The following is a 23,919-nucleotide window of genomic DNA, read 5'->3' on the forward strand; positions in this document are numbered from 1 at the left end:
ATCAAAGGACGAGCGTGAGGGTCGATCCGACCAGCATCAGCGCGGCGATGCCAACGAACAGCGCGTAAATGCGCGGCCGGTCGAGTAGCAGCGCATTGCCCGATATCCAGGCGGCGGTTGCGCCGCCAAGCGCAAACAGGAAGCCGTTGCGGTGGCCGAAGGTCATGGAAGCGGCCATCAGCCCGCCAATGATGAGCGCGCCGAACACGATGATCACGGCGACGGCGTATTTCTCGAAGTCGTTGCCGCCGCCCATGGCCGGGCCGATCGCGTTCAAATTCGGCAGATCGTCCGGATCGAAGGGATTGGTCGACCCATATTCATCTTGACCGACAGGTTCTCGCATCACTCATTCTCCGCTGACCGGCAACAAATCATCAACATCTGCCGAGCGCAACCGGATCGCGCATTGCCGAAGGCGGCCGATGCGGTCTTCAACACCTTCTGATGCCGACTTGCCACGGTTTTTTCGGACAGGGTCGCAAAATCCACCACGCTTTAAAGCAATTCCAGGAAAAGTGTGATCGGTTTTCCCGGGAAAAGCGCGTAGCGCTTTCCCTTGGGAATTGCGCCGAAACAAAGAGATAGAGCGGTTCGCCGTTTCCGTGAAACGGCGAACCGCTCTAGGCTCACACCCCTGAATTACCTGGAAAAATCGCTGCGCACGATGCCGTGCCGCTGCAGTTTGTCATAGAAGGTCTTGCGCGGGATGCCGAGCGCCTCGATCGTACGCCGGACATCGCCGTCATTGCGGCCAAGCGTCTCGCGGATCACATCGGCCTCATAGCGTTCCAGCCGTTCCGGCAGCGAACCAGCGTCGTCCGTTTCCGCCGAGGCGGAAAGCGACGCTTGCGCCGCTTCCTCAAGCCCAAGCACGAAACGCTCGGCGAAATGCGCCAGCTCCCGCACATTGCCCGGCCAGTCATGCTGGCCGAGATGGCGATGTACCGAAGCCGGCACAACGGGTACCGGACGGTGGAAGCGGGCGGCGGCGCGCTCGGCGAAATAGAAGAACAGCAAGGCAACGTCGTCGCGGCGTTCGCGCAGCGGCGGGATCGAGATCGTCACCACGTTGAGCCGGTAATAGAGATCCTCGCGGAAGGCGCCGCGCTGGCCGGGATCGCCGAGATCGACCTTGGCGGCGGCAACGACACGCAGATCGACCGGTCGCACTTCGTTGGTGCCGAGCGGCGTCACCTCGCGCATTTCCAGCACCCTGAGCATCTGTACCTGGGTCGAGACCGGCATGCTTTCGATCTCGTCGAGGAACAGCGTGCCGCCGCTCGAATGCTCGATGCGGCCGATCCGCTTCTTCTGTGCACCGGTGAAGGCGCCGGCCTCATGGCCGAATAATTCGCTCTCGATCACCGTATCCGGCAGCGTGCCGCAATTCAGCGCCACGAAATTTCCCTTGGCGCGCCGGCTCCAGCGATGCAGCAGGCTCGCCACCACCTCCTTGCCGGAGCCGGTCTCTCCGGTTACCAGCACATCGACATCGGTATCGGCGATTTGCCTCAGCGTGCGGCGCAGCCGCTCCATGGCTGGCGTCTGGCCGATCAGCGGCAGCCCGTCCTGCGCCTGTTCGGCGCTTTCGCGCAAGGCGCGGTTCTCCATCACCAGGCGGCGCTTTTCGGCTGCGCGCGCCACGCTTTGCGCCAGCCGGTCGGCGGCGAACGGCTTGGTGATGAAATCGTAGGCGCCGTCCTTGATTGCCTTGACTGCAACCGCGATGTCGCCATGCCCGGTGACCAGGATCACCGGAATGTCAGGATCGAGCTGCAAAACGCGATCGAAGAGCTGCAGGCCGTCAATGCCGGGCATACGGATGTCGGACACCACCACGCCGGAGAAGTTGGCGTCGAGCCCGGCCAGCGCCTCGGCAGCGGAAGCAAAGGCCGATACCGAAAAGCCGGCAAGCTCCAGCGTCTGCCGAGTGGCTCTCAGCAGCTCGCTGTCGTCGTCGATCAGGATGACCGGTGCGGTGTCCATCATCGAGCCTTGGCGAGGTGAACGGTGAAGCGCGTGCCGTCTCTGCCGCTCGCCACCTCGATGCGACCGCCATAATCGGCGACGATATCCTGCGAGATGACGAGGCCGAGCCCGAGACCCTTTTCCTTCGACGTATTGAACGGCGTGAACAGCGATTTGAGGATAGCGGGCGAAATGCCTGGTCCGTTGTCGGCGACGCCAAGCGCCACGCCGTCGGCCGTTTCCTGCGCCGACACTTGCACCCTGGCGCCGTCGCGGCCGTCCAGCGCCTCCAGCGCGTTCTGGAAAAGATTGATCAGCACCTGCTCCAGCCGCAGCCGGTTGCCCATCACCTTGAGTGTCTGCGGTGGCAGCGTGATGTCAAGCGCGTCCAGCCGGCCGGCAAAGCGGCTCCTGAGCAGCACGACCGCCCCTTCGATGACGCCGCGCAACTCGACCGGCTCGGCCGCGGTGCGACCTTTGCGGGCAAAGACCTTCAACTCCTCGGTGATGCCGCCGATGCGCTCCGTCAGCGCCGCAATCGCGCCAAGGTTCTCCTCGGCCGAGGCGGTCTGCTTGCGCTCCAGGAACACACGCGCATTGTCGGCATAGGCGCGGATCGTTGCCACCGGCTGGTTGATCTCATGCGCGACGCCGGCGGCAACCTGGCCGAGGGTCGCAAGACGGTTGGCCTGCACCAGTTCCTGCTGCATGACCTGCAGCTTGGCCTCCGTGCTGCGGTGATCGGTGATCTCGGCCTGCAGTCGGTCGCGCGCCAGGCTCAGATCATGCGTGCGCTCGACGACGCGGCGTTCGAGCTCGATGCGCGCCGCCTGTTCGGCGGCAATGCGCATCTGCGCCGACTGCCGGCGCCACAGGAGATAGCCGGCCAGCGCCAGCAGCGGCACCACGACGCCCAGCGCCAGCAGCCGCATTTCACGCACCGCAGCCGCGATCGGCGCTTCGGCCGGGACGAGATAGTCGAGCCGCCATGGCGTCGATTGGACCAGTGTCGAAAGTCTGAGATATTCGGCATCGCTGCCGCCGGGCGTCACCGCATGCACCATCGATACGTCAGGGCTCAATGCCTCAGGGCGGGTGATCGGCAGCGGGATCAGCGGCGCGTTGCCGAATTGCTGGCTGCTCCGGATGGTGGCAGCCAGCGGGCCGGCAAGTGGTGCCGTGGTCATGAAACGCCAGGACGGCACGCTGGTGATCAGCACGACGCCATGATCATCGCTGACATAGGCCGGGCGGTTGGCCTCGTGCCAGTCGGCCTCGAGCTGGTCGAATTCCATCTTGACGACGACGACGCCGAGCGGGGCGGCCGCATTGCCGACGCGCCGCGAAATGTAGAGGCCGGGGCGCTTGCTGGTGTTACCGAGAGCGAAATATTCGGCGGTTCCGGATTGCATGGCGCCGGAGAAGTAGGCGCGGAAACCATAGTCGTTGCCAACGAAGCTGGTCGCCTCACGCCAGTTGCTGGAAGCGATTGCGAACCCGTCGACGCCGGTGACGTAAAGCACCGACGCCTTGGTGCCGGAGACCAGCCCTTCGAGTTTACGGTTGAGCACGTCGATCGCGACTGCGCCTTTGTTCTGCAGGGCGTCATGTACCTGCTGATCCTCGGAAAGGAGAAGCGGCAGCGCCCGCGGGCTTTCCAGCACCGCGCGCAGCAGCGCAACCTTCAGATTGGCATCGGTGCGGCCTTGCGCCGCCAGCGTTGCGACCTCGGCACGGCGCGCATAGAGGCCGGCGCCGGTGAGCGCCGTCGCCACGAACACAAGCGCTATTCCCGCAAACAGCAGCCAGGCGCGGCGTGCCCGCTTGCCGAGTTGCTCCGGCGTCGATGATAAGGCAGCGGCAGGGCGTTGCAGCATCGCCCATTTGTGCATGATTTCGCACAAAGCGCAATTCAGTCGTGCGGATGTCCGCACTTGCGTCTGAGCGACACCAACCTCGATCGATCGAAATAATCAACAAAATCAAGGAGTACGACCTGCCACGCGGTCTGGCACGGCAGTTGCAATGATCCATTCAGCAGTCGCGAGGCTGCTGGAGGTCAAAACAACTGCCCCGGGAGGTCGAGCTTTCGATAGGGGCGCCATGGAGGACGTCATGCAGCCAGCATCCGCTGCCGCCGAACCGCGCGGCAAAGTACCTTTCTACCGGCATCTTTACGTGCAGGTCCTGACGGCGATCGCCGCCGGCGTCCTGCTCGGTCATTTCTATCCCGAACTAGGTGCTTCGCTGAAGCCGCTCGGCGACGCCTTCATCAAGCTGGTCAAGATGGTGATCGCACCGGTCATCTTCCTGACGGTGACGACCGGCATTGCCGGCGTTTCCGACCTGAAAAAGGTCGGCCGCGTCGCCGGCAAGGCTATGATCTATTTTCTGGTCTTCTCGACCCTGGCGCTGATCGTCGGCCTGGTCGTCTCCAATATCGTCCAGCCCGGCGCCGGCATGCACATCAATGCGGCGACGCTCGATCCCTCGAAGGTCGCGACCTTCACCGAGAAAGCGCATGACACGACCATCGTCGGCTTCCTGCTCAACATTATCCCCGACACCATCACCGGTGCCTTCGCGCAGGGCGACATCCTGCAGGTGCTGTTCTTCTCGGTGCTGTTCGGCATTTCTCTCGCGCTGGTCGGCGAGCGCGGCCGCCCGGTCGTCGATTTCCTACAGGCGCTGACCTCGCCGATCTTCCGCCTGGTCGGCATCCTGATGAAGGCCGCCCCCATCGGCGCTTTCGGCGCCATGGCCTTCACCGTCGGCAAATACGGCATCGGCGCAATCGCCAACCTCGCCTTCCTGATCGGCACCTTCTATCTGACATCGCTGCTCTTCGTGCTGGTCGTGCTTGGCGCTGTCGCATGGTACAACGGCTTCTCGATCCTGGCGCTGATCCGCTACATCAAGGAAGAGCTGCTTTTGGTGCTTGGCACCTCGTCGTCCGAAGCGGCACTTCCCGGCCTGATGGCCAAGATGGAGCGCGCCGGCTGCACCCGTTCGGTGGTCGGCCTGGTCATCCCGACCGGCTATTCCTTCAACCTCGACGGCACCAACATCTACATGACGCTGGCCGCCCTGTTCATCGCCCAGGCGACTGACACGCCGCTCACCTATGGCGACCAGATCCTGCTGCTGCTCGTCGCCATGCTGAGCTCCAAGGGTGCGGCCGGCATCACCGGCGCCGGCTTCATTACGCTCGCCGCCACGCTGTCGGTCGTGCCTACGGTGCCGGTCGCCGGCATGGCGCTGATCCTTGGCGTCGACCGCTTCATGTCGGAGTGCCGGGCGCTGACCAACTTCGTCGGCAATGCGGTGGCGACCATCGTCGTGGCGCGCTGGGAAGGTGAACTCGACCAGACCAAGTTCGCCGCCGCCATGGCCGGCACCTTGTCCGAGGAAGCCGACCTGGCGCTGTCGGGCGATCTGCAGCCCGCCTGATCTCCCAAGGCGTTCGACCTCAAGGCCGCAGCCGCTTCGCCGGCTGCGGCCTTGTTTCTTTAGCAACAGATGCGCGGCGGCTGGCGCCGGCCGCGCCTTCCCGGCTAGGGTGCGCTCGGGTCCAAGCCGAAGGTGAGTGAATGAGCAGCGCGTATCCCGAAATCTACCTCGTCCGTCACGGCGAGACCGAATGGAGCGCGTCGGGAAAGCACACGGGCCGCACCGACATCCCGTTGACGGCGGCGGGCGAGGCCGCCGCCCGCGGCGTCGCGGACCGGCTCAAGGGCCTGTCCTTTGAGGCGGTGTGGTCGAGCCCGTCGCAGCGCGCCTTCAACACCTGCACGCTTGCCGGCTTCGGTTCTGCTGCGGTGAAGAAGGACGATCTGCAGGAATGGGACTATGGCGCCTATGAGGGCGTAAGGACCAAAGAGATTCTGGCCAAGCGTCCCGGTTGGCAATTGTTTCGCGATGGTTGTCCCGGCGGCGAGACCGCCGCGGATGTCGGGGCGCGAGCCGACACAATCATCGCCGGGATGCGCGCCATCGAGGGAAACGTGCTGGTGTTTTCGAGCTCGCATTTCCTCAGAGTACTGGCAGCACGCTGGCTCGGCCTGCCGCCCGAGGGCGGCGCGCATTTCGTACTCGACACCGCCAGCATCAGCATCCTCGGCTACGAGCACGACCTGATCGAGCCCGTCATTCGCAAGTGGAACCAGAAATAGTCCTGGCTGAACTTCTGACGGATGCGCGAGGCCTCCTCATCCGGCCGCTTCGCGGCCACCTTCTCCCCGCTGGGGAGAAGAGGCGAGCACCGACGCCGGCGACCTCCTCTCCCCTAGGGGAGAGGTCGGATTGTCCGAATTGCCCTTTGCAATTCGGTTGGCAATCCGGGTGAGGGGGCTAACGCAGTCCCGCAGTCGCCAGCAGCGCCAATTCCTCTGATGTCAGATGCCGCGCCTGACCCTTGGCGAGCTCGCCGAGATGCAACGCGCCGATCGCCACCCTGATCAGCCTCAGCACCTCGACGTCGAAGGCGCCGAGCAGGCGGCGGATCTGGCGGTTGCGGCCCTCGTCGAGCACGATTTCCAGCCACGCAGTACGGCCGCCGCTGCGCAGCAGATCGATCGAGCTTGCGGTCAGCAGTTCCCCGTCGACATCAGCGCCTTCGCGAAACCGCGCCAGCATCGCCTCGTCGGGCGCGGCGCCGATCTGCACGTGATAGGTCTTGGCGACATGCGATGCCGGATCGAGCAGCTCATTCGCCCAGCGCGTGTCATTGGTCATCAGCAACAGGCCTTCGCTGGCCTTGTCGAGGCGCCCGACCGGCGACACGAAAGGCAGGTCGAGCCCGGTGAGGCAGTCATAAACGGTGCCGCGCCCCTGCGGGTCTTCGCGGGTGGTGACCAGTCCGCGCGGCTTGTTGATCATCAGATAGACCTTAGCCTCGGCAGCGATGCGCGCGCCGTCGACGGCAATGCGGTCACGATTGAGATCGACGCGAAGCGACGGATCGCGCACCACCTTGCCGCCGACCCGCACGCGCCCCTCGGCGATCAGCAGCTCGGCCTGCTTGCGCGAACACAGACCAAGCTTGGAAAGCACCCGGTTCAGGCTGACGCCTGCCTTGGCGGCGGCTTGTCGGGTGATGTTTGGCGGCCGTGCCATGATCCTGTTTTGCCATCCCAATGATCGGCACCGACAAATGCCACGCCCGGCAACGGCATCGCAACCTGCCGCGACGCAAACATCCTTATTTGCCAGCGCACAGCCGTTGAGACGTGGCCTGTGTCTTGCCGGGCAGTGCGATCTCGACCAGCGGTTGAGTGGATTGTTCTCCGGTAACCAAAGGCAATTTTCAGTTGAAATGGCGGGGTGGTATCCCCTATGTCGGCATGCAGGGCATCGATCAAAGGGGGGAGACCGTGTCGCATAACGCCGGTTCGACCAAATCCGGAACGATACCCGCGCGCGATCTCAGCAAAAGCGATCGCGACGAGATGTTTTGCCTCTATGAAAAATACTACGAGGCCGCAGATCGCGGCCGGTTCGAGCACGATCTCGCGGAGAAAGAGGTTGTTGTCGTCATCAGCCGCCAGGATGAGATCATAGGTTTCTCAACCATTTTCGTCGGAAGCCAGAAGATCGACGGCAAGATGGTTCACTATCTTTTCTCAGGCGACACGGTTCTGGATTCCTCGCGCTGGGGCGATCCGGTCCTGCTGCGCGCCTGGTTTCGCGCCGCCGGCGCCGTCAAGGCGAGGGTCGGCGAAGGCCGGCTGTTCTGGTTTTCCATCATGATGGGCCATCGCACTTTCCGCATCCTGCCCAATTTTTTCCGCGACTTCTTTCCGTCGATCGAGGGGCAGGACACCAACGATCTGGCGCGGGTGCGCAACGAGATCGCGTCGGCGCGCTATGGACGGTACTTCAATCCGGAAACTGGGCTGATCGACTTCGGCCAGTCGCAAGGACATCTGCGGCACGAATGGGCAGGCGTCGAGGAAACAGCGACGCGCAATCGCTACGCGGCCTTCTTCCTCAAAGCCAATCCTGAACATTTTCGCGGTGTCGAGCTCGCCTGCGTGGCGGAATTCGATATCGCCAATCTGAAGCGCTACGGCGCGACCAGCTTCGCCGAAGGCCTTGCCGATGGTCATTGAGGCCTGGGCGCGGATTGCCGATCTGACGGCGGCCACCGACGCCGGATTCCGCGCTGGGCTGAAGGACGTCGAAACAGCCCAGCGCCGCACCCTGGCGGGCCTGGTCAGCGCCAATCGTTCGACGGTGTTCGGCAAGGACCACCGGTTCGCCGAAATCGGCTCGGCAGAAACGTTTCGCGATTTGGTGCCGATCGCCGACTATGCCACGCTCCTGCCTTACATCAGCCGTGCGATCGGCGGCGGCGACGCGGTGCTGACGACCGAGCCGATCCGGTTCATCGAGCAGACCGGCGGCAGTTCGGGCGGCTCCAAGAGCATTCCCTATACGGATACAGGGCTTAGGGCCTTCACCGACTGCCTCTATCCGTGGCTTGCCGACCTGATCCGCCGACGGCCCAGGGTCACGCGTGGGCACAGCTATTTCGCGCTCAGCCCCGTCGGCCGCTCGCTCGACCAGCGCATCGGCGCGCACCGGCTCGGCAGTCCCGTGCCTTTCGCCTATTTCGACGCCTTGCGCGACAGCCTGATCGCCCTGTCGGCCGTGCCCATGGAACTCAGGCTGCTCTCTGATTTTGAGACCTGGCAACGCCAGACCTGCCTGCATCTTCTGGCCGCCGAGGATCTTGCCTTGGTGTGGGTGTGGAGCCCGACCTACTTCACCGAAATCCTGCGTGCGATGCGGCGTGATCGGACCATGCTTTTGCCCGAGCTGAGTTCGATGCTGGCAGCAACGCACCCCGCCGCCGCGGTCCGCGACCGTATCGAGACGCTGGAGAAAGCGCTCTGCGACCCGCAAGGCGACCTCTCGGCGATCTGGCCGGGGCTCGACATCATCAGTTGCTGGACGGATGCATCGAGCAAAGGCTTCGCGGCCGAACTGCAGGCCTTGTTCCCCCGCGCCTTTATCCAGTCGAAAGGCCTGATGTCGACGGAAGCCGCCGTCTCATTTCCCTATGGCGTGGGTCCGGGATCGATCCTGGCATCGCAAAGCGGTTTCTTCGAATTTGTCGACGATGACGGACCCAGTCATTTTGCCTGGCAGTTGGAGGTCGGCCGGACCTATCGGCTGATCGTCACCACCGGCTCCGGCCTTTATCGCTACGACACGCAGGACATGGTGAAAGTCGTCGGCTTCGACGGCGACACGCCGCGCCTGCAATTCGTCGGCCGCGCCGGCATGGTGTCAGATCTGTGCGGTGAGAAGCTGACCGAGGCGTTCGTCGCCCTCTGTCTTGGCAAGATCGGGCTCGGCCAGCAGCAGGCCTATGCGCTGGTCGCTGCGGCAACCGAGCCGCATCCGCACTACCGTCTCTTCATCGAAGCCAGTCCGGCCGGATCAGGCGGGGCGTGGGGAAAAAAGCTCGATGCCGAGCTTGGCGCCAATCCACAATATGAGTATGCCCGCCGGATCGGCCAGCTCGGCCCCGTCCTGGCGACGCCGGTCGAGGACCTCTATGGCCGGCTGAAGCGGCATCGGCTGAAAAGCGGTATAAGCATTGCCGGCATGAAGGTGCCGGTGCTGCTGCGGCAGGCCGACAGCGATCTCATCGCCGCGCTGGAAGCGACCGGGCCTTGATCCGTCGCCGGTCAGGCAACCAGCCGCAAGGCCAGCGAGTCCAGTCCGCGGATCGAAGAGTTGTTCATCCATCTTGCTCCGCCCGGCACCGGCTCGATGCTTTTCCAGCGATGGAGCACCGCCTCCAGCAGCCGTTTTCCCTCCATTTCGGCCAGCGCCTTGCCGATGCAGACATGGGCGCCGCGGCCGAAAGCGAGGTTCTGCTTGCCTGGACGGCTGACGTCGAAGCGCTGCGCCTGCGGGAACTGGGCCGGATCGCGATTGGCTGCGCCGACGAGCAGCACAAGCATCTGCTCCTTGTCGACTGGCTGGCCGTCGAGCGCGGTCGGTTGCAGCGGCCAGCGGCAGATTTTCTGCACCGGGCTTTCAAGCCGAAGCGTCTCGGCAACCGCGTTGGCGACCAGATGCGGGTCGGCCCGCAAGGCAGCCCATTGAGCTGGCGCGTGGGCGAGGTGGAACAGCATGTTGCCAAGCAGATGCACGGTCGTCTCATGACCGGCAAAAGCCAGGAACGCGATGTTGCGGCCGGCGACCGTCAGCCCTACAGCGTCGGCCAGGGCCGGCAAGCCGACCAGCAGAGGCGGCATCTCGCCGGCGGCAAGCTGGCCGCGCAACAGCTCGGTGAAATAGGCCGACATGGCGTCGGTAGCGTTCGGCATCGAGCTGAAGGCTTCGTCGAAACCGGTGTCGAGCATGGTACGGATCGCCGCCGACCAGGCGTGCAGCATCGGCATGTCTTCGGCTGGCACGCCAAGCAGGCGGCCGATGACGCGCTCCGGCACCGCACGGGTGAAAGCGGCGACGACGTCGACCGTGCCGGACAGGTCCGCCTTCGTAACCAGCTGGTCTATGGCCTCGGCGACAACCGGCGCCAGCGCCGCCATGCCGTTGCCGACGAAGGGCTGCTGCAATGCCTGCCGGATTGCGGCATGCGCGCGTCCCTCCTGATACATCAGCCAGTCGTTGACGGCTGATCGCTGGGTATCGGCGTCTGCTTCGCCCGGCGGGACATGCGACAACTGCCGGTTGACAAGACAGGACGAAACGAGATCGTATTTTGTTATGTAGACATCGCCCCACGGCGCTTGCCAAGCAGGTGCCTGCTGGCGCATCTCGTCGTAAATCGCGTAGATGTCCATGGAACCATTGAAGCAACCGGCGCGTACTTGTCGCCAGCTGTGGTCGGTTGACGGAAATTCTCCATGCATTCTCTTGTGAATAACCCCCGTTACCCCCGCCAGGGAACCCTGAAACGCCGCCACCTGTCCAACTTCGACCGGTCGGCAGGGTCATGACCACAAGCGTTGCCGCAGGCTTTGGCCCAATCTACTACCTTTGTACCCGCCAGAACGCTTACACGATAGGTGTCTTCCTTGGCTATTACCCACACGGGCTAGGCGATATCTTGCGGATAATCCCCTATGAAGAGGCTGGAAACCTTGGTTCGGTTGTGCCTGGGACCTTCGTTTTCACCGATTTCGAAAGGCTGACGCCGGATCAATTGCAGGCCGCCGCTTCCCTGTTCGACAGCATCGCTGCGCAGAATCCCGGCCTGTTGCTACTCAACAATCCCGCCCTTGTGCCTGGCCGCTTCGACCTCCTGAAGCGGTTGAAGCAAGCCGGCCTCAACAGTTTCGACGTTCACCGCCTCGATCGGCGTGACGCCATTTCGCGCTTTCCGGTCTTCGTGCGCTGGGAAAGCCGCCACGATCCGCCGCTGACCGGCCTGCTGGACGGCGCGCAGGCGCTCGAAGCCGCAGTCGCCGCGCTGCCGGATCCAGTCCGGCAGGACCCGGACCTGATGATCGTCGAATATGGCGCCGCGCCCTCGGGCGACGGTCGCTTCCGCAAATATTCCGCTTACAAGGTCGGCCCCACTGTCTACCCGCAGCACTGCTTCATCAACGAAAGCTGGTACATCAAGTTTCCAAGCACCCGATTTACTGAAGCGGACCGGGCCGAAAGCCGCGCCTATGTCGCTGACAATCCGCACGCAGCCGAGATCGAGCGTGTCTTCGCGCTGGCCGAGATCGACTATGGCCGTATTGACTATGGCGTGGTCGACGGCCGCATCCAGACCTTCGAGATCAACAACAACCCGACGGTTCTGGCGCGGCCTCCAGGCTGGGATGCGGGTGTCAATTACGGCCGCTATGCCGATTTGCATGCACAGGCGCTGCGCGGCATCATTCGGCCGGCATCATCCGCCCCGCCCGTGAGGCTTGGTCAGGGAAGCCGCAGCGCCGATGCCATCCACGCCGCTGCCATGCGCAAGGTGCGCCGGCGCATCGCCTGGTTTTCCTTCAGGCGAAGCCTGTCGCTGCGCGGGCTGAAGAAGCGGCTTGCAAACCGTTTCCGGTCTTAGACTGAACCCGACCACCGGGAAGAGCAGCATGAAGCCGGGCTTGGGACCGGCTTGCACTGGTGTTGCGTGAAAGCGGCTGTGGAACGCCGGCGCGCCGAAGGCGTTATTTCTTGCGAGCGATCAGTCGCGAAGGGCACCGTCATGAAGAAAGTCTACGAGAAACCGGTACTCGTGAAGCGGGGGAAGCTCACCAGGCTGACGGCCCAGATTGTCGCCTCCGGGGTCATTTTGGGAGAGTGATTTCCGATCGAACTGCAGGCAGGAGAACAATTCAATGAGCGAGCGCGGCGTTGATTTTATGCAAGGCTGGATACACGAGCACCTGCCGGGTGAACTGCCTGCCGACAAGGCAACAGCTCGAATCCTGACCACGCTGGCAGCCCTGGATGCTCGGCATTCAGGCCTTGAGGTCCGCGAGATCGAGGAGGAGTTCGGTTCGCTGGAACGGGTGATTTACGAGGCGCTCGATCAGCCCGAAATCTAAGCCCGCTGCAGGCGAATGTCGGCCCATCGCCTTCTTGGCGGTGGGCTTTTCTATGATTGCCTCCGTGAGGGCGCAGCCCTATGCGGCACGCATCGATTGCGCTGCCCGGGCTGGCGGCAATTCGAACACAGTGGCGCCGTTCTCCTGGCCGCGCTCGACATAACCGATGACGCGGAACCATTTGGCGACGTCGGCCCGCTGCAGCCAACTGCGCGAGTGGATGGGAAGGTTGCCGGTGAGTGCCTGGACATGGCGGATGTGACGACGACAGAAGCGGACCGTCGCGGCGCTGAAAAAACCCTCCTGCGCGGCAAACAGCGTGTCGGCGGCGTCGCTGTTCTCATGCCAGGCAATGATCGCCACCGTCTTGTCGCCCTCGACGAGCGCGTGAGCGCGGCCTTCCTTCAAATTCATCATCAGATTGTCGTAGGCGGCCTTGATGTCCTTGCCGGCGGCCGCATACTCGTCCGACATACGCGTGGACAAATCCCGAAAAACACTTTCGAGATCGCCGATCGTAGCTGCGCGTGCTCGCATTTCTCCTCCTGCAGCCCCGGCAGGCAGTTTGCCCTAGGAAGAGGGGATTACCAAGCAAATCAAATCCGCGATCTGGCCCATGCGCGCAAAGTGATTTCGGCAAGCGGGGTTTTTGTGTTGGCAAATCGTGCCTGGTGGAACCGAACTGGCTCTCCCGAATTGACTTGCGGTCGCGTTCGGGAGGGAAAGCATGCAAGACCAGCATTTCGATGAGCCGGTTCGCGTCGCGCTCGGCAGGTCCAGAAACACGATCTACAAGGTCGAGCGTGTCGCCCAGGCCGCCGACATCCTCATCAACCGCTGGCCGGTGAAGACGGGCCGCTATCACGTCGCGGCCCGCAAAGCTTGCCTTGGCGCTCTCGAAGGCCTGAAAGAGGCGCGCTATGCCCGCGCCGCCTTCGTCAATGCGGCGATCGAGGCCGATATACTGGTTGAGCGCGACCGTCAGGGTTGAGCGCCTACCACTTTTCATCGTCCCCTCGCTTGCCGTAGACTGGCGGTCTGGTCGGAGCCTTCCATGTGCAACGATTACGAGCAGCATATTCTCTGGGCTGAATATTGCCGGATGCTGGAGTCGCTGGCCCTCGAGATCCCCACCCATCAAACCGAACTCGACCTGCCGCAGGCGGACGACATCCACATCAATGATCCGGCCCCGATAATGCGCGCCGCCGGCGACACCGGCGTTGTTGAACTGGTCTCGATGACGTTCGGATTTCCACCGGCCGGACCAAAAGGCGGACCGGTGTTCAACTTCCGCTCCGAAGGTCGGCAATTCGGGAGCAGCAAACGCTGTCTCGTGCCGGCATCCGGCTTCTTCGAATTCACCGGCACCAAATATCCGAAGGCCAAGCATCGCTTCACCCTCAACGGCTCTCCGTTCATGGCCATCGCAGGGCTTTGGCGTGAAGCCGTCGGCAACAAGCCGCCAACCTTCACCATGCTGACGACCGAGCCTGGACCGGATATCGCGCCCTATCACAATCGGCAGGTGGTCGTTCTTCAGCCTGAGAATTGGTCCGCCTGGCTCAATTTGACGAAGTCCGAAGCCGAACTGCTGCGGCCGCTGCCGGCCGGTTCGCTGGGTGTGGAGACTGTGCGCGCCGACAGTTCATAGTTCGGTTGTGGAGGCGCACCGGCATATTCAGCGGCCCGAGACCCGCCTGGAGCCGCCGGTAAGACGTCAGTCACCTGATTTCTTCAGAGAAAGTGATGGTGCCAGAGGCGGAATCCAAGTGGAGAAAATCCCGTTTTCGTTTCAGAGACTTATGCGAAGGTTGGCCGCATCTGCTACCAACAGAAATACCAACAAAATATTTCTGTGGATTGGTTCGGTTCCTGATATTTATCTCAATGCCTCGCACCTGCACCTTGTCTTTTCCGGTTCGGTCTAGATCCTTCTTGGTTATCTATCATCATGCGGGGGGGTGAAGTGAAGACCACGGCTGGCCAAGACGACTCAATGAAAACGATGGCCGCCTGCGGCCCTAATGCGCCCTGGTATCGGCCGTTCGTTCACGCAGCTTAAGCCTGGAAGCTTCCGTTCCCTGACCAGCGGACGTAGCCGGGCGAGCTTATTAGCGCCGCAGCGGTATCACTTAACCGGTATTATCAACGGAGCCGGGCGCCTGTGTACGGCATAGGTCAGGATCGCGTGGTGGTTGCAGAAGCATTCGATCGCGAACTCGTGTCGGACTCCGTTCGCGTCCGTCAACACGACGGTTCCGTCGAAAATCGGACCTCTCCTAGCCCGGCCGGCACTGGCCCTGAGAAAGTTCCAACAGAATTCCTGAGTGATCCCCGGAAACCGCGTCCTGAACGCGGGTGAGCGGATGAAGTATCGCACGTCCTTGCCGCCGGGGTCGCGGCCGATATCGTCGTGGTGCGGATGGGCGCTGACCATCCCGAATGCCGGCGTTTCGCCATCCCGCTCCTCGACCGTGCGCCATAACGTGGTGGTTATCGTATTGCCGTAGCGCTTGGCCAGATTCTGGATGGACTTAAAGGTAATCTCGACGTCGCGAGCCTCGCACGCGAAACGGTCCTGAAGGAACAGCAAGCGTGCGGCGGCGAAATTAGCCTCCGCCTCCACATTGGCGTGGCAGTTCGGATCGAGCGTGTACTGATCGTCGCCGAACAGGAAATCCTTGTGCCAGGGAATGAAACTATGCCCAACCTCATGGGCCTCGATCCATCGTTTCTTCGCGTCGGGAACCTGTTGGTCGATCAGGATGCGATTGCCGTCGGGTATCCATAAGGCGGAGAGGTTGGCCTTCTTGATCACGTCGATCAGAATGGTCGGACGGGCGATAACCTGCTTGCCCGCCACCTTCATCCTATGCGCGACTTCCTGCAGGAGCGTCGGATTGGACAAGCTATAGTACTTGAGGTCTAGCGCGAGCAACTGCCGGACCTCCGGGAGACGGAGAGGCGGTTCGGGATTGCCGAGTTCGCGGAGAATCCTGTCAACGAGTCCTCGGATGTCGTCCGCCTCATATGCTCCGACCGTCCCCTCCATCATCGGTTCATTTCTGCCCCAGCACCAGAAACTTGACGAAACTGTCCAAGACCTGTTGCTCGTGCTTACTGAGCTTGGACAAATCATCGGACTTAGCCGCGAACTTCTGGGCCTCTTCCTGCAGGACCTCGTCTCTAGTAACCGTAGCGCCAGAGAGCTTCATCAGCGCTCGTGGCGGCATCCTAAAAAACTCGGCCAACTGGTGAACGGTCCTCGGCCTGGGTTTGTAGTTGGGGTCCCGTTCGATCAACCTGATCTCGGCGGCCTCCACCCGCGCCTTTGCGCCCAAGGTTTCAACCGACAATTGGTCGCGTCGTCTCAACTGGCGTATGAAGACCCCGAAGGCGTGCTTCATTTCGACCACGTTGCCCGCGTCCGACACAAGTTCGGACGGCAGGAACATCCCTATATTGTCGATGGCTTCCAACGGCCATCCCGCGTCATGGTCCGTATCCGGATCGGACTCGATCTTTCGCCGGAGCCAGTCGCGTGAGATAAGCATCTCCATCATCTGCTCCTTCTGTTTAAGTGAGGAAGGCGCGCGCTTGTGCTTCGGTCATCTCAAAGTAGCGCATGCGCGTGTCGTCGATTTCCAGGTCGGTCATTCCAACCACATCTCGATACCAAGCTTCGGCCTGTGGCAAGGCGTGCAGGCCTACCCGTCCCCTGAATTCCTCTTGAACACTCAAGCTGATCGCGGCAACCATCATGATGCGCCCCACGCCCTTGAAACGAGGGGACGCATCGAAACGCGGTCTGTTCCAAGGCGCGGTAGCCAGCAGGTCCACCGTGACCAGCGGCTTGCCGCGTTGCGAGGGTTCTTTGGCAAAACCTGCAGTCGTCACGAGCATCAGGCCCTGTGTGGCACCTTCCGCCACGATCGCGAACGACTGCCGGTCAAGCCGGTTTGACGCCATGTCGACTTTCTCGGACCATCGCCAATGAGCGTCCTGGATGTCGTTATCGGCGAGGAATTGCAGGTTGTATTGGCCGGCGGCTTTCAGTTCCGCAATCCTGGCTTCCATGAGCGGGCGCCACGAGCCGTCTATATCGGCGACATTGCCGGCATCCGCGGGGCTGAGGAGATGGGATTCCGTGAACTTGCCGGTCCGACGGTCTAACAGGTCGTAGGTACCGATGAGGCTACCCGACATGGCTTCAGCTCAGCATCATGAGCTCGGCTTTTTCCTTGGTGGAAGGGTGTTCGAAGAATACCTTCTCGCCGCGTTCTATTCTGTCCGTGATGGATTGGTAGAGCCTGAGGGCCTGTCGGACTAGGGCGGTCTTGGACAAACCTTTTTCATCGGCGAGGCGATCGACCAGATCCATCTCCTGCGAACTCAAATTCAGCGTCATCGTACGTTTTTCAACCATAGGGTCCTCCTTGACGGCCGCGCGTTCATATCATTATCCACGAGGCTAGTCAACAATTAATAGCTACAGGTAACGTATTGACTAGCTAAGAAATAGCTACTATTTGATGTGATATCGAGACGCAGGAGAAACCAAATGAACGACAGCGATCCCATTCGCAGCATCCATATCGCCGGCACCGACCTAGTGTTCCGCGCGGTTCCCGTAAATGACCAGACCCCCTCAGGCGACCAGATCGCCCTCGCCGCGGGGTTTTCGTCCGACGATTACAGCTATGTCCTGCAGATGCGGGACAACGGCGAACTTGAGGACGTCCGCAGCCGCGAATCCGTGCCCTTGTCCGACGGACAGCGGTTTATCGTCGCCCTGAGCGACCGATCCTACCGGCTTGCCTTCGCCGGCGGCCCCCTGGATTGGCCCGCGCGCTTCATCACGGCCGGAACCTTGCGCAAGCTGAAGGGCGTGGCTGCCGACAAGAGCATCTATCTGGAAAAGACGGACGAGCCCGACTTTCCCCTCGATGAGGACGACGTCATCGACCTGGATGAAGATGGCGTCGAAAGCTTCAAGGCGGGCAAGCTTGCGGGGCCAAAGAAGCAGACGGTGCGCGTCAAGCACCTGGGTGAACTGGAAACGGTGCGCTTCAAGGTCGAGTCCGGTACTACTCTGCAGTCGATCTGGGACCGGGCCTACGAGGAGCTCGACGTCATGCGCAACGAGCGTGACGTGTTCCAGGCCGAGACGGACGTCGGGACAGTGAGCCTGATGGACCACCTCGGCCTTCCTCTCGAGACGGCCCAGCAGGAAGGTTTGTGCGACAAGAAGTTCGAGATCGCGGCCAGGACCGGGGGGGCCTGAAATGGCATCGCATGGCGTCCGGCCCACCATCGACCTGCAGGCAGGCACGCAAGTGCTAGGCCAGCACTTGCCGCGGGTGCTGTCCTTCAGGGGCCAGACGATAGAAGAGCTCGGCTGGAGCCGGCCATCGGACCGGACGCTGCTTGTCCCCATGCGCGGCACTTTCGGCGGAAATACCGAAGAGTATCTTCTCCGGCTCGATTTTCTTGCCGGTTCGGACTGGCCGCCCAGCGCCAGGTTCGTCAATCCGGCGACCCTTGACTACGCCGGCTTAGCCGAACAGCACCATCTGCCCCAACTGACCTCGCCGGAGGTCCACGTCCATCCGGCTTACCAGAACCCCAGCGGGCAAAAGATCCAGCTCGTGTGCTGTTCCGCTGTGTTCGAATACTACGACGTCAATCACGGCGGCGAAGACACCACCCTCTGGCGCACGGGCGATACCTTTAATCATACGTTGGTGGCGATCGAACGTGCTTTCCGCAACCACTATTCGGGAAGATTCGGTCGTCATGCAGGATGAATACCTATTGTGGCGCGACCCGGCACCCGGGCCCTATGTGCCGATCGGATCCGTCCTTCGCTTACCTCCGACTGCGATTTCGGCGACACGCGAACTGCTTCAGCGCGAAGGCCGCCGGGAATCGTGTGTTTTCTGGTACGGCGAGCGGGACGGCGATACCGCCCTTGTGCGATCGGTCCGGGCGCCCACGCAGCGATCTATGCCCGGAAACTATCATGTGGAGCCGGATGCGATCAGCGAAATGGTGCGCGATCTGCCCGAAGGGTGGAAGCCCTTGGCTCAGATTCACAGCCATCCCGGAATGGGCACGGAACACTCGCGATATGATGACCGCATGATTTCGAGCCGCCGGATTCTTTCGATCGTATTCCCGATATACGGCGTCCCGGCCGCGCCCTGGCCACAAGGCATCGGCGTGCACGAGTGGCAGAACGATTATTGGCACATGCTATCCCCAGGGCAGGTCCATGGCCGCCTTGAGGTGATCGCCGCACCGGCAGTGGACAGAAGGGATTTCCGATGAGTGGCTTGGCATTGGGGGATCGTCATTCCCGACCGTTGGATGGTTTGGGGGACGTCGCGTCGCCTAAAACGATCCTCATTCGTGCCGGCGACGTATCAGGGGCAGTCAATCGCCAACACCTTCTGGTCTGTCTCGTCAATCTACTGGCTAGGCTGCATGGCTTGGTCGGTTCGATCCGGGTCGCGGTAAAAGGCGAGATGACGGTCGTCACGCCGAACGGGGCCGGTCCGGCAAATGCCTTCCAGGCCGTCGAGAACCTCGCATCCTGGGCCAACGGCGGGCGGATACCGGTGCTTCCACCCGATGGCGTGGAGGACTTGACCATAGATATGACCGGTCAGATGCGTGGAGGCGCGAGCATCTATGTTTGGGGAGAGGGGTGGAAAGCCTGGATCGGCTCCGCTCCGCGAGCCTTCGGTGGTTCTTTCGGCCGGCGCGATTGCCTCGGCCCATACCTGGCAGCGGCCTTGGCAGCAGGCGAGGTCTTCAAGCACGCCAAAGGCTTGAAGAAAGGACGCTTCGCCCGGGATGACGCGTATTCCCTGTGGTCGGGGGAATCCGGCCGCTGGGAAGTATTGGAAGACGGTCCAGCCGTATCGGACACGCGCTTGCCCCCTTTGTATGTCGTCGGGGCAGGCGCCGTCGGTCAGGGGATCATCCAGGTGTTGGGCGCCAGCGAATTGGCAAGCTCATTCCTCGTTACCATCGATCATGACCGCCACGACCTCGAGGGCACCAATCTTAACCGGTGCTTTTTGGCCGGCCTCGACGATCTCGACCGACCTAAGGTCGAGGCCGTGGAGCGATACAGGACCTTCAGCGGACTGGGGGGCTTCGAACATTCCGGAACGCTTCGGGATTACATCCTCTCGAGCCGGTCAGGCCTGCATCCGAAGCTCGATCTGGCGGAAGCGCGGGACTCGTACGAACTCGTGGTATCGGCCGTGGACATCAATACGTCCCGTCAGGACATCCAGGGTCTGTGCCCCCGCGTCGTCGTGGGCGGAAGTACAGACGGCTTAAGGGCTCAAGCGGTGATATACGGCCTCGTCGAACAAGCCGAATGCCTGGGCTGTTGGAACGTGCCCGACGACGGAAGGGCCAAGGCCGCTGCCCGGGAAGCGGCCCTACGGGCAATGTCGCCGGAAGAACGACGGAAGGAATTGGCCGGACAGGTCGAAAACCTTGATGCAGCCTTGTCCTATCTCGCTTCTGCCGAGCCCAGATGCGGACAGTTGGGAGAAAGCGATGTCAAGAGCTTCGTAGACCGGATGCCTCCGGAGTTTTCGGCTTCGTTCGTGTCCATGGCGGCCGCCACGATGGCCGCAGCCAGCCTATTTCGTGTCACATCGGGATTGTCTTCAGATGTGAACTTGCAACCCAAGACAATTCTCCAGTTCAAGAACTTGTCGATGGCTAAAACGGTGACTGCGCGACGGAGCGGTTGCGCGCATTGCTGTGTTGTCCGTGAGGCCGGTTCTCCGGCGAAACTCGGCTAGTACTTGGCCGCGGTCGATAACTCGGTCCCCTTGGACACTACCGAAACATTTGGGCCCTGATACGCCACCACCCGGGCAGGCACGCCACCCCAGAGTCGCGTCGGTACCCTCATCGCTGAACAGACAACTGACCTTCTGGACCTTTGGTGCCGCAAGGTGAAGCGACACAGAGGGCGCTGCACTTGTTCAACGCTATCCATTTTTCGGCGGCTTTTAAGGCAAGGGTTGCCAAAAGTAGACGGTCGGCTCCCGGCCCCCCTCCTGAACGTTTGTGCTCTGGCCAATAGCGGCCTGAGGAGAAACGATATGGGACATTCGCAGTATGACCTCGCCGGACAAGGCCGTCCCGGTAGTGTACTGAGAGTTCTGCAAATTCGCTGAGAGGGGGCGGTCATGGCAGGCTGGTGATTGTTCACTTCACCTGATTCCCGCGAAGGAACGCCACCATGGCCAAGACTCATTTCTCTGGGTTATTTCATTCCTCCCGGAATGTCCGACTGATTTGGTCCGACAGCGGCTTCACGAAATAGGAAAGCGCCGTACGCTCGCCCGTCTCGACCATCGCTTCGGCCGGCATACCGGGCACGAGCGTCAGGCCCTTGAGCTTCGTCAGTTCCGCCTGCGGAACCGACAGGCGCACCAGGTAGTACGAAATGCCGTTTTTTTCATCCGTCGCCAGATCGGCTGCGATCCGGCTGACATATCCGTTCAATATCGGCGTGGTTCTCAGATTGAAGGCTGACATCCGCAGCACGGCCTTGTGGCCAAGCTGGATTTGGTCGATGTCCTTCGGGGTGATTCGTACTTCAAGCGCAAGATCGTCGCCTTCCGGCACGATTAGCATGATCGGATCGGCGGGCGTAATCACTCCGCCGACCGTATGAATTGCGAGTTGTTGAATGGCGCCTGACTGCGGCGCGACGATATCGATCCGCCGCAGTTCCTGCTCAACCGCCACCTTGCGCTCAACATACTCCCCGACCTGCGCCTGAACCTCTCTGAGCTCCTGGCCGACTTCCGACTTGAAATCCTGATCGATCTGCGGGATCTGCAGGCGCGTTTCGGCTATGCGGGCTGCCGTCTGTGCCTGATCTGCGATCTTCTCACCGCGCTCGCCACCGAAAGTGGCAACCTGGATCTTCAGGCTGTTCAACCGTTGGTCCGAGACAATGCCTTGCTTGCGCAGCCCACTTAGAACAGCAATTTCCTTTTGGAGAACCTCGATCATTTTTTCACAGGCAATTTCCTGCGCCTTGAGTCCTTCGATCTCGTGGTGATATTGAGTAATGCGTTCCGCCAATTGCGCCTGCTTCCCGTCGCGGGATTGCCTGCGGAATTCGAACAGCAGCGTCTCGCTATCTATTGCCGAAGCTACGTCTGGAACATCTCTTCGGGCGAGTAGCCAGTCCGGGAAGGCGATTTCCGCGAGATCGTCACGCTCAGCATCGAGTCGTGCCAGGTAGGCGGCCAGCTCATCGAGCCGCTTGGTGACTATGGCGAGATTAGCGCGCGTCTGGGTAGCATCGAGCCGCATGAGGATGTCGCCGGCTTTTACTTTATCCCCTTCGCGCACCAGGATTTCTCCGACCACCCCGCCAGTCGGGTGCTGCACCTTCTTGACATAGGAAACGACGACAAAGTGTCCGGACGCTACAACCGCACCGGAGAGATTCGTGAAGGTCGCCCAGGCTCCGGCTCCTCCCACAAAGATCACGCTCGCCAGAAGGCCCGCCACCAGGTGGCGGCGAATGGAGCTTGAAACGTCATTGTTCTGATCAATGCCGGACACCGGTATCCTCCATGTCAGCGCGCTCTGCCACGTGATCCTGTGTAGACTCGATGGCCTTCAGGACTTTGGAACGCGCACCGAATGCTCGCTGCCGTCCACCTTCCATCACCAACACCAAATCGACGGCGCTGATGACGCTCGGCTGATGGCAGACGACAACCGCAATGCCTTTGCGCTCGCGCACGGAGGCGATCGCCTTAGCGACTGCAGCTTCGCCTTCCGCATCGAGATGGGTATTGGGTTCATCCAGCACAACAAGGAAAGGGTCTCGATAAAGGGCACGGGCAAGACCGATAAGCTGACGCTGCCCGGCGGAAAGTGCCGATCCGACCTCACCGACCGGAGTTTCGTATCCGTGCTCAAATCGGAGGATGAGTTCGTGGGTGCCCGCTGCTTTCGCCGCGGCGACAATAGCCTCAGGGTCAGGATCATCTTCAAAACGAGCGATGTTTTCGGCAATGGTGCCGTCGAACAGTTCAACACCTTGTGGCAGATAGCCGATATGACGGCCTAGTGCTTCCCGGTCCCATTGATCGAGGCTTGCGCTGTCGATGCGAACCTTCCCGGCGACCGGCGTCCATGCGCCGACGATGGCGCGCGAGAGTGTCGACTTGCCCGAACCCGATGCGCCGATGACCCCAAGTGCGCTTCCCGCCTGAATGGCAAACGCAAGGCCGGTCACGGTCAGCTTGCTTTCACCGGGCGGAACGATTGTCACGCTTTCCAGGCGCAGTTCGCGTTCAGGTGCAGGCATAGGCACAACAGGAGCGGTTTCAGGAACCTTTTCCAAGAGGTCCTCCAGCCGCGCCCAACTCTGGCGCGCAATGAGGAAGGGTTTCCAGCTTGAAATGGCCAGATCGACCGGAGCCAGCGCACGCCCCATCATGATCGAACTGACAATCATGACCCCGGCCGTAGCCTCCTGCCTGACGACAAGGTACGCACCTACGGTAAGAATGGCCGATTGCACCTGCAGGCGCAAGTCGGCATTGCAACGCGCTGCTTGCAGCAGACCATTGCGTGCCATGTTGTGGGCAACGGTATCGCTTATCGGCCCTTGCGAGAGAGTGTTGGCAAGGAGTGTCAGAGATGTGAGACCGAACGCCCCGATAAGTGCCGTCATGCCGATCCAGAAATGAAGGAGGAAGCAAATGCCAAGATAAAACAGCATCCATGGCAGATCGAAGAACGCTGTCGGACCGTTTCCACCTAAGAAGCCGCGAACATTGTCGAGATCGCGAAGCGGCTGCAAGCCGTCGCCCGGCATGCGCGTTGAAAGCGGAAGGCGAACGATCGCATCGTGAACGCGTCCGGAAAACTGTCCATCGAAACGCTCGCCAATCCGCAGCAGCACGCGGGCGCGCAAAATGTCGAGCAGGCATTGGAACGCATAAAGCCCCGCAGCAAGCACGACGAGCCCCACTAGCGTGGATACGCTGCCACTTGCCAGAACGCGGTCATAGACCTGAAGCATGAACAGCGGCGAGATGAGCGCAAGCACGTTGACCACGCCGCTGATCAACACAATGCCCCAAATCGCGGAAGTCAGAGGGAAGGGTCTCAAAGCTGAATCCTTTAAGGAATGGTTGTCACGTAAGTCTCCGGAGGCTGGCGACCCAGCTCCCTATATTGCTCCCCGACCGGCAACCGACTGCATCCGCTCGCTGGTTCAGGATCAGTGCTCCCGCCGAATATGTTTGGTCCCGGCATTTAATGGAGCGCGTCAACAACACCGTCCGGCTGAAGGTTTGGAAGGGATTCATCGTGGTCGGCCGCAAGGGCCCGAACAGGC

Annotated in this window: 24 protein-coding genes; 12 read left to right on the top strand and 12 right to left on the bottom strand. The window is 61.6% G+C overall.

The features are described 5' to 3' along the window. Nucleotide 1: 1 nt before the first annotated feature. From ACYHH6_RS08800 to ACYHH6_RS08810, 3 genes are all read right to left on the bottom strand, one after another. Nucleotides 2-346, bottom strand: coding sequence for a hypothetical protein (locus ACYHH6_RS08800; RefSeq protein WP_352592729.1), 345 nt, complete (start codon nt 344-346; stop codon nt 2-4). A gap of 296 nt (nt 347-642) precedes the next feature. Then, a complete protein-coding gene (locus ACYHH6_RS08805) occupies nt 643-1,992 on the bottom strand; it encodes a sigma-54-dependent transcriptional regulator (protein WP_352592726.1) in 1,350 nt (449 codons plus the stop codon). Continuing rightward, complete coding sequence (locus ACYHH6_RS08810) at nt 1,989-3,863, bottom strand: sensor histidine kinase (protein ID WP_352592723.1); 1,875 nt, start codon at nt 3,861-3,863, stop codon at nt 1,989-1,991. The genes ACYHH6_RS08805 and ACYHH6_RS08810 overlap by 4 nt, the downstream gene beginning before the upstream one ends. Nucleotides 3,864-4,086: 223 nt before the next feature. On the opposite strand from ACYHH6_RS08810, the gene ACYHH6_RS08815 reads away from it, so the two are divergent. Together ACYHH6_RS08815 and ACYHH6_RS08820 are read left to right on the top strand one after the other, a co-directional pair. Continuing rightward, nucleotides 4,087-5,421, top strand: coding sequence for a dicarboxylate/amino acid:cation symporter (locus tag ACYHH6_RS08815; RefSeq protein WP_435053469.1), 1,335 nt, complete (start codon nt 4,087-4,089; stop codon nt 5,419-5,421). 140 nt (nt 5,422-5,561) lie between these two features. Beyond that, nucleotides 5,562-6,143: a histidine phosphatase family protein gene (locus ACYHH6_RS08820; protein WP_352592717.1), complete on the top strand. Its 582-nt coding sequence runs from the start codon at nt 5,562-5,564 to the stop codon at nt 6,141-6,143. Nucleotides 6,144-6,321: 178 nt separating this feature from the next. Here the strand turns inward: ACYHH6_RS08820 and ACYHH6_RS08825 are convergent, their stop codons facing one another. After that, on the bottom strand, nt 6,322-7,086 hold the full coding sequence (locus ACYHH6_RS08825) for a pseudouridine synthase (protein ID WP_352592714.1): 765 nt from the start codon (nt 7,084-7,086) through the stop codon (nt 6,322-6,324). Between the two features lie 194 nt (nt 7,087-7,280). Between ACYHH6_RS08825 and ACYHH6_RS08830 the strand changes: the two genes are divergently transcribed. Together ACYHH6_RS08830 and ACYHH6_RS08835 are read left to right on the top strand one after the other, a co-directional pair. Then, complete coding sequence (locus tag ACYHH6_RS08830) at nt 7,281-8,081, top strand: hypothetical protein (RefSeq protein WP_352592711.1); 801 nt, start codon at nt 7,281-7,283, stop codon at nt 8,079-8,081. Then, nucleotides 8,071-9,657 carry a GH3 family acyl-acid amido synthetase gene (locus ACYHH6_RS08835; protein ID WP_352592708.1) on the top strand — a complete coding sequence of 529 codons (1,587 nt, stop codon included), beginning with the start codon at nt 8,071-8,073 and terminating at the stop codon, nt 9,655-9,657. The genes ACYHH6_RS08830 and ACYHH6_RS08835 overlap by 11 nt, the downstream gene beginning before the upstream one ends. 11 nt (nt 9,658-9,668) lie before the next feature. Here ACYHH6_RS08835 and ACYHH6_RS08840 read toward each other — a convergent pair whose 3' ends face one another. Then, nucleotides 9,669-10,796: a cytochrome P450 gene (locus ACYHH6_RS08840; RefSeq protein ID WP_352592705.1), complete on the bottom strand. Its 1,128-nt coding sequence runs from the start codon at nt 10,794-10,796 to the stop codon at nt 9,669-9,671. Between the two features lie 152 nt (nt 10,797-10,948). Between ACYHH6_RS08840 and ACYHH6_RS08845 the strand changes: the two genes are divergently transcribed. Both ACYHH6_RS08845 and ACYHH6_RS08850 read left to right on the top strand, forming a co-directional pair. Continuing rightward, entirely contained in the window at nt 10,949-12,022 is a 1,074-nt protein-coding gene (locus tag ACYHH6_RS08845) for a hypothetical protein (protein WP_352592702.1), read from the top strand. A 274-nt stretch (nt 12,023-12,296) separates the two neighbouring features. Then, on the top strand, nt 12,297-12,506 hold the full coding sequence (locus tag ACYHH6_RS08850) for a hypothetical protein (RefSeq protein WP_352592699.1): 210 nt from the start codon (nt 12,297-12,299) through the stop codon (nt 12,504-12,506). A 78-nt stretch (nt 12,507-12,584) separates the two neighbouring features. On the opposite strand, the gene ACYHH6_RS08855 is transcribed toward ACYHH6_RS08850, so the two are convergent. Beyond that, a complete protein-coding gene (locus tag ACYHH6_RS08855) occupies nt 12,585-13,043 on the bottom strand; it encodes a hypothetical protein (protein ID WP_352592696.1) in 459 nt (152 codons plus the stop codon). Between the two features lie 190 nt (nt 13,044-13,233). Between ACYHH6_RS08855 and ACYHH6_RS08860 the strand changes: the two genes are divergently transcribed. Further along, complete coding sequence (locus ACYHH6_RS08860) at nt 13,234-13,497, top strand: DUF982 domain-containing protein (protein ID WP_352592693.1); 264 nt, start codon at nt 13,234-13,236, stop codon at nt 13,495-13,497. 63 nt (nt 13,498-13,560) lie between these two features. Beyond that, entirely contained in the window at nt 13,561-14,160 is a 600-nt protein-coding gene (locus ACYHH6_RS08865; protein WP_352592690.1) for an SOS response-associated peptidase, read from the top strand. Between the two features lie 477 nt (nt 14,161-14,637). On the opposite strand, the gene ACYHH6_RS08870 is transcribed toward ACYHH6_RS08865, so the two are convergent. The 4 genes from ACYHH6_RS08870 to ACYHH6_RS08885 all read right to left on the bottom strand — a co-directional run bounded on the left by ACYHH6_RS08870 (nt 14,638) and on the right by ACYHH6_RS08885 (nt 16,935). Beyond that, nucleotides 14,638-15,378, bottom strand: a complete 741-nt coding sequence (locus ACYHH6_RS08870) for an ImmA/IrrE family metallo-endopeptidase (RefSeq protein WP_488500423.1) — start codon at nt 15,376-15,378, stop codon at nt 14,638-14,640. 190 nt (nt 15,379-15,568) lie between these two features. Then, entirely contained in the window at nt 15,569-16,072 is a 504-nt protein-coding gene (locus ACYHH6_RS08875; RefSeq protein WP_023686069.1) for a helix-turn-helix domain-containing protein, read from the bottom strand. A gap of 13 nt (nt 16,073-16,085) precedes the next feature. Continuing rightward, a complete protein-coding gene (locus tag ACYHH6_RS08880; RefSeq protein ID WP_023686068.1) occupies nt 16,086-16,715 on the bottom strand; it encodes a hypothetical protein in 630 nt (209 codons plus the stop codon). Nucleotides 16,716-16,719: 4 nt separating this feature from the next. Continuing rightward, nucleotides 16,720-16,935, bottom strand: a complete 216-nt coding sequence (locus ACYHH6_RS08885; RefSeq protein WP_023686067.1) for a ribbon-helix-helix protein, CopG family — start codon at nt 16,933-16,935, stop codon at nt 16,720-16,722. A gap of 135 nt (nt 16,936-17,070) precedes the next feature. On the opposite strand from ACYHH6_RS08885, the gene ACYHH6_RS08890 reads away from it, so the two are divergent. Genes ACYHH6_RS08890 through ACYHH6_RS08905 form a run of 4 tightly spaced genes read left to right on the top strand, consistent with a single transcriptional unit; the run spans nt 17,071 to nt 20,338 of the window. After that, nucleotides 17,071-17,793 carry a multiubiquitin domain-containing protein gene (locus ACYHH6_RS08890; RefSeq protein WP_023686066.1) on the top strand — a complete coding sequence of 241 codons (723 nt, stop codon included), beginning with the start codon at nt 17,071-17,073 and terminating at the stop codon, nt 17,791-17,793. A gap of 1 nt (nt 17,794) precedes the next feature. After that, a complete protein-coding gene (locus ACYHH6_RS08895) occupies nt 17,795-18,316 on the top strand; it encodes a hypothetical protein (protein ID WP_023686065.1) in 522 nt (173 codons plus the stop codon). Then, nucleotides 18,306-18,839, top strand: a complete 534-nt coding sequence (locus ACYHH6_RS08900; RefSeq protein WP_023746428.1) for a Mov34/MPN/PAD-1 family protein — start codon at nt 18,306-18,308, stop codon at nt 18,837-18,839. The genes ACYHH6_RS08895 and ACYHH6_RS08900 overlap by 11 nt, the downstream gene beginning before the upstream one ends. Further along, nucleotides 18,836-20,338: a ThiF family adenylyltransferase gene (locus ACYHH6_RS08905; protein WP_023686063.1), complete on the top strand. Its 1,503-nt coding sequence runs from the start codon at nt 18,836-18,838 to the stop codon at nt 20,336-20,338. Before ACYHH6_RS08900 ends, ACYHH6_RS08905 begins: the two co-directional genes overlap by 4 nt. Nucleotides 20,339-20,813: 475 nt before the next feature. Here the strand turns inward: ACYHH6_RS08905 and ACYHH6_RS08910 are convergent, their stop codons facing one another. Further along, entirely contained in the window at nt 20,814-22,127 is a 1,314-nt protein-coding gene (locus ACYHH6_RS08910) for an HlyD family type I secretion periplasmic adaptor subunit (RefSeq protein ID WP_352592684.1), read from the bottom strand. Continuing rightward, a complete protein-coding gene (locus ACYHH6_RS08915; RefSeq protein WP_488473643.1) occupies nt 22,114-23,649 on the bottom strand; it encodes a type I secretion system permease/ATPase in 1,536 nt (511 codons plus the stop codon). Before ACYHH6_RS08915 ends, ACYHH6_RS08910 begins: the two co-directional genes overlap by 14 nt. Nucleotides 23,650-23,919 lie beyond the last annotated feature (270 nt).

The organism is Mesorhizobium sp. P171375, from assembly GCF_057786075.1.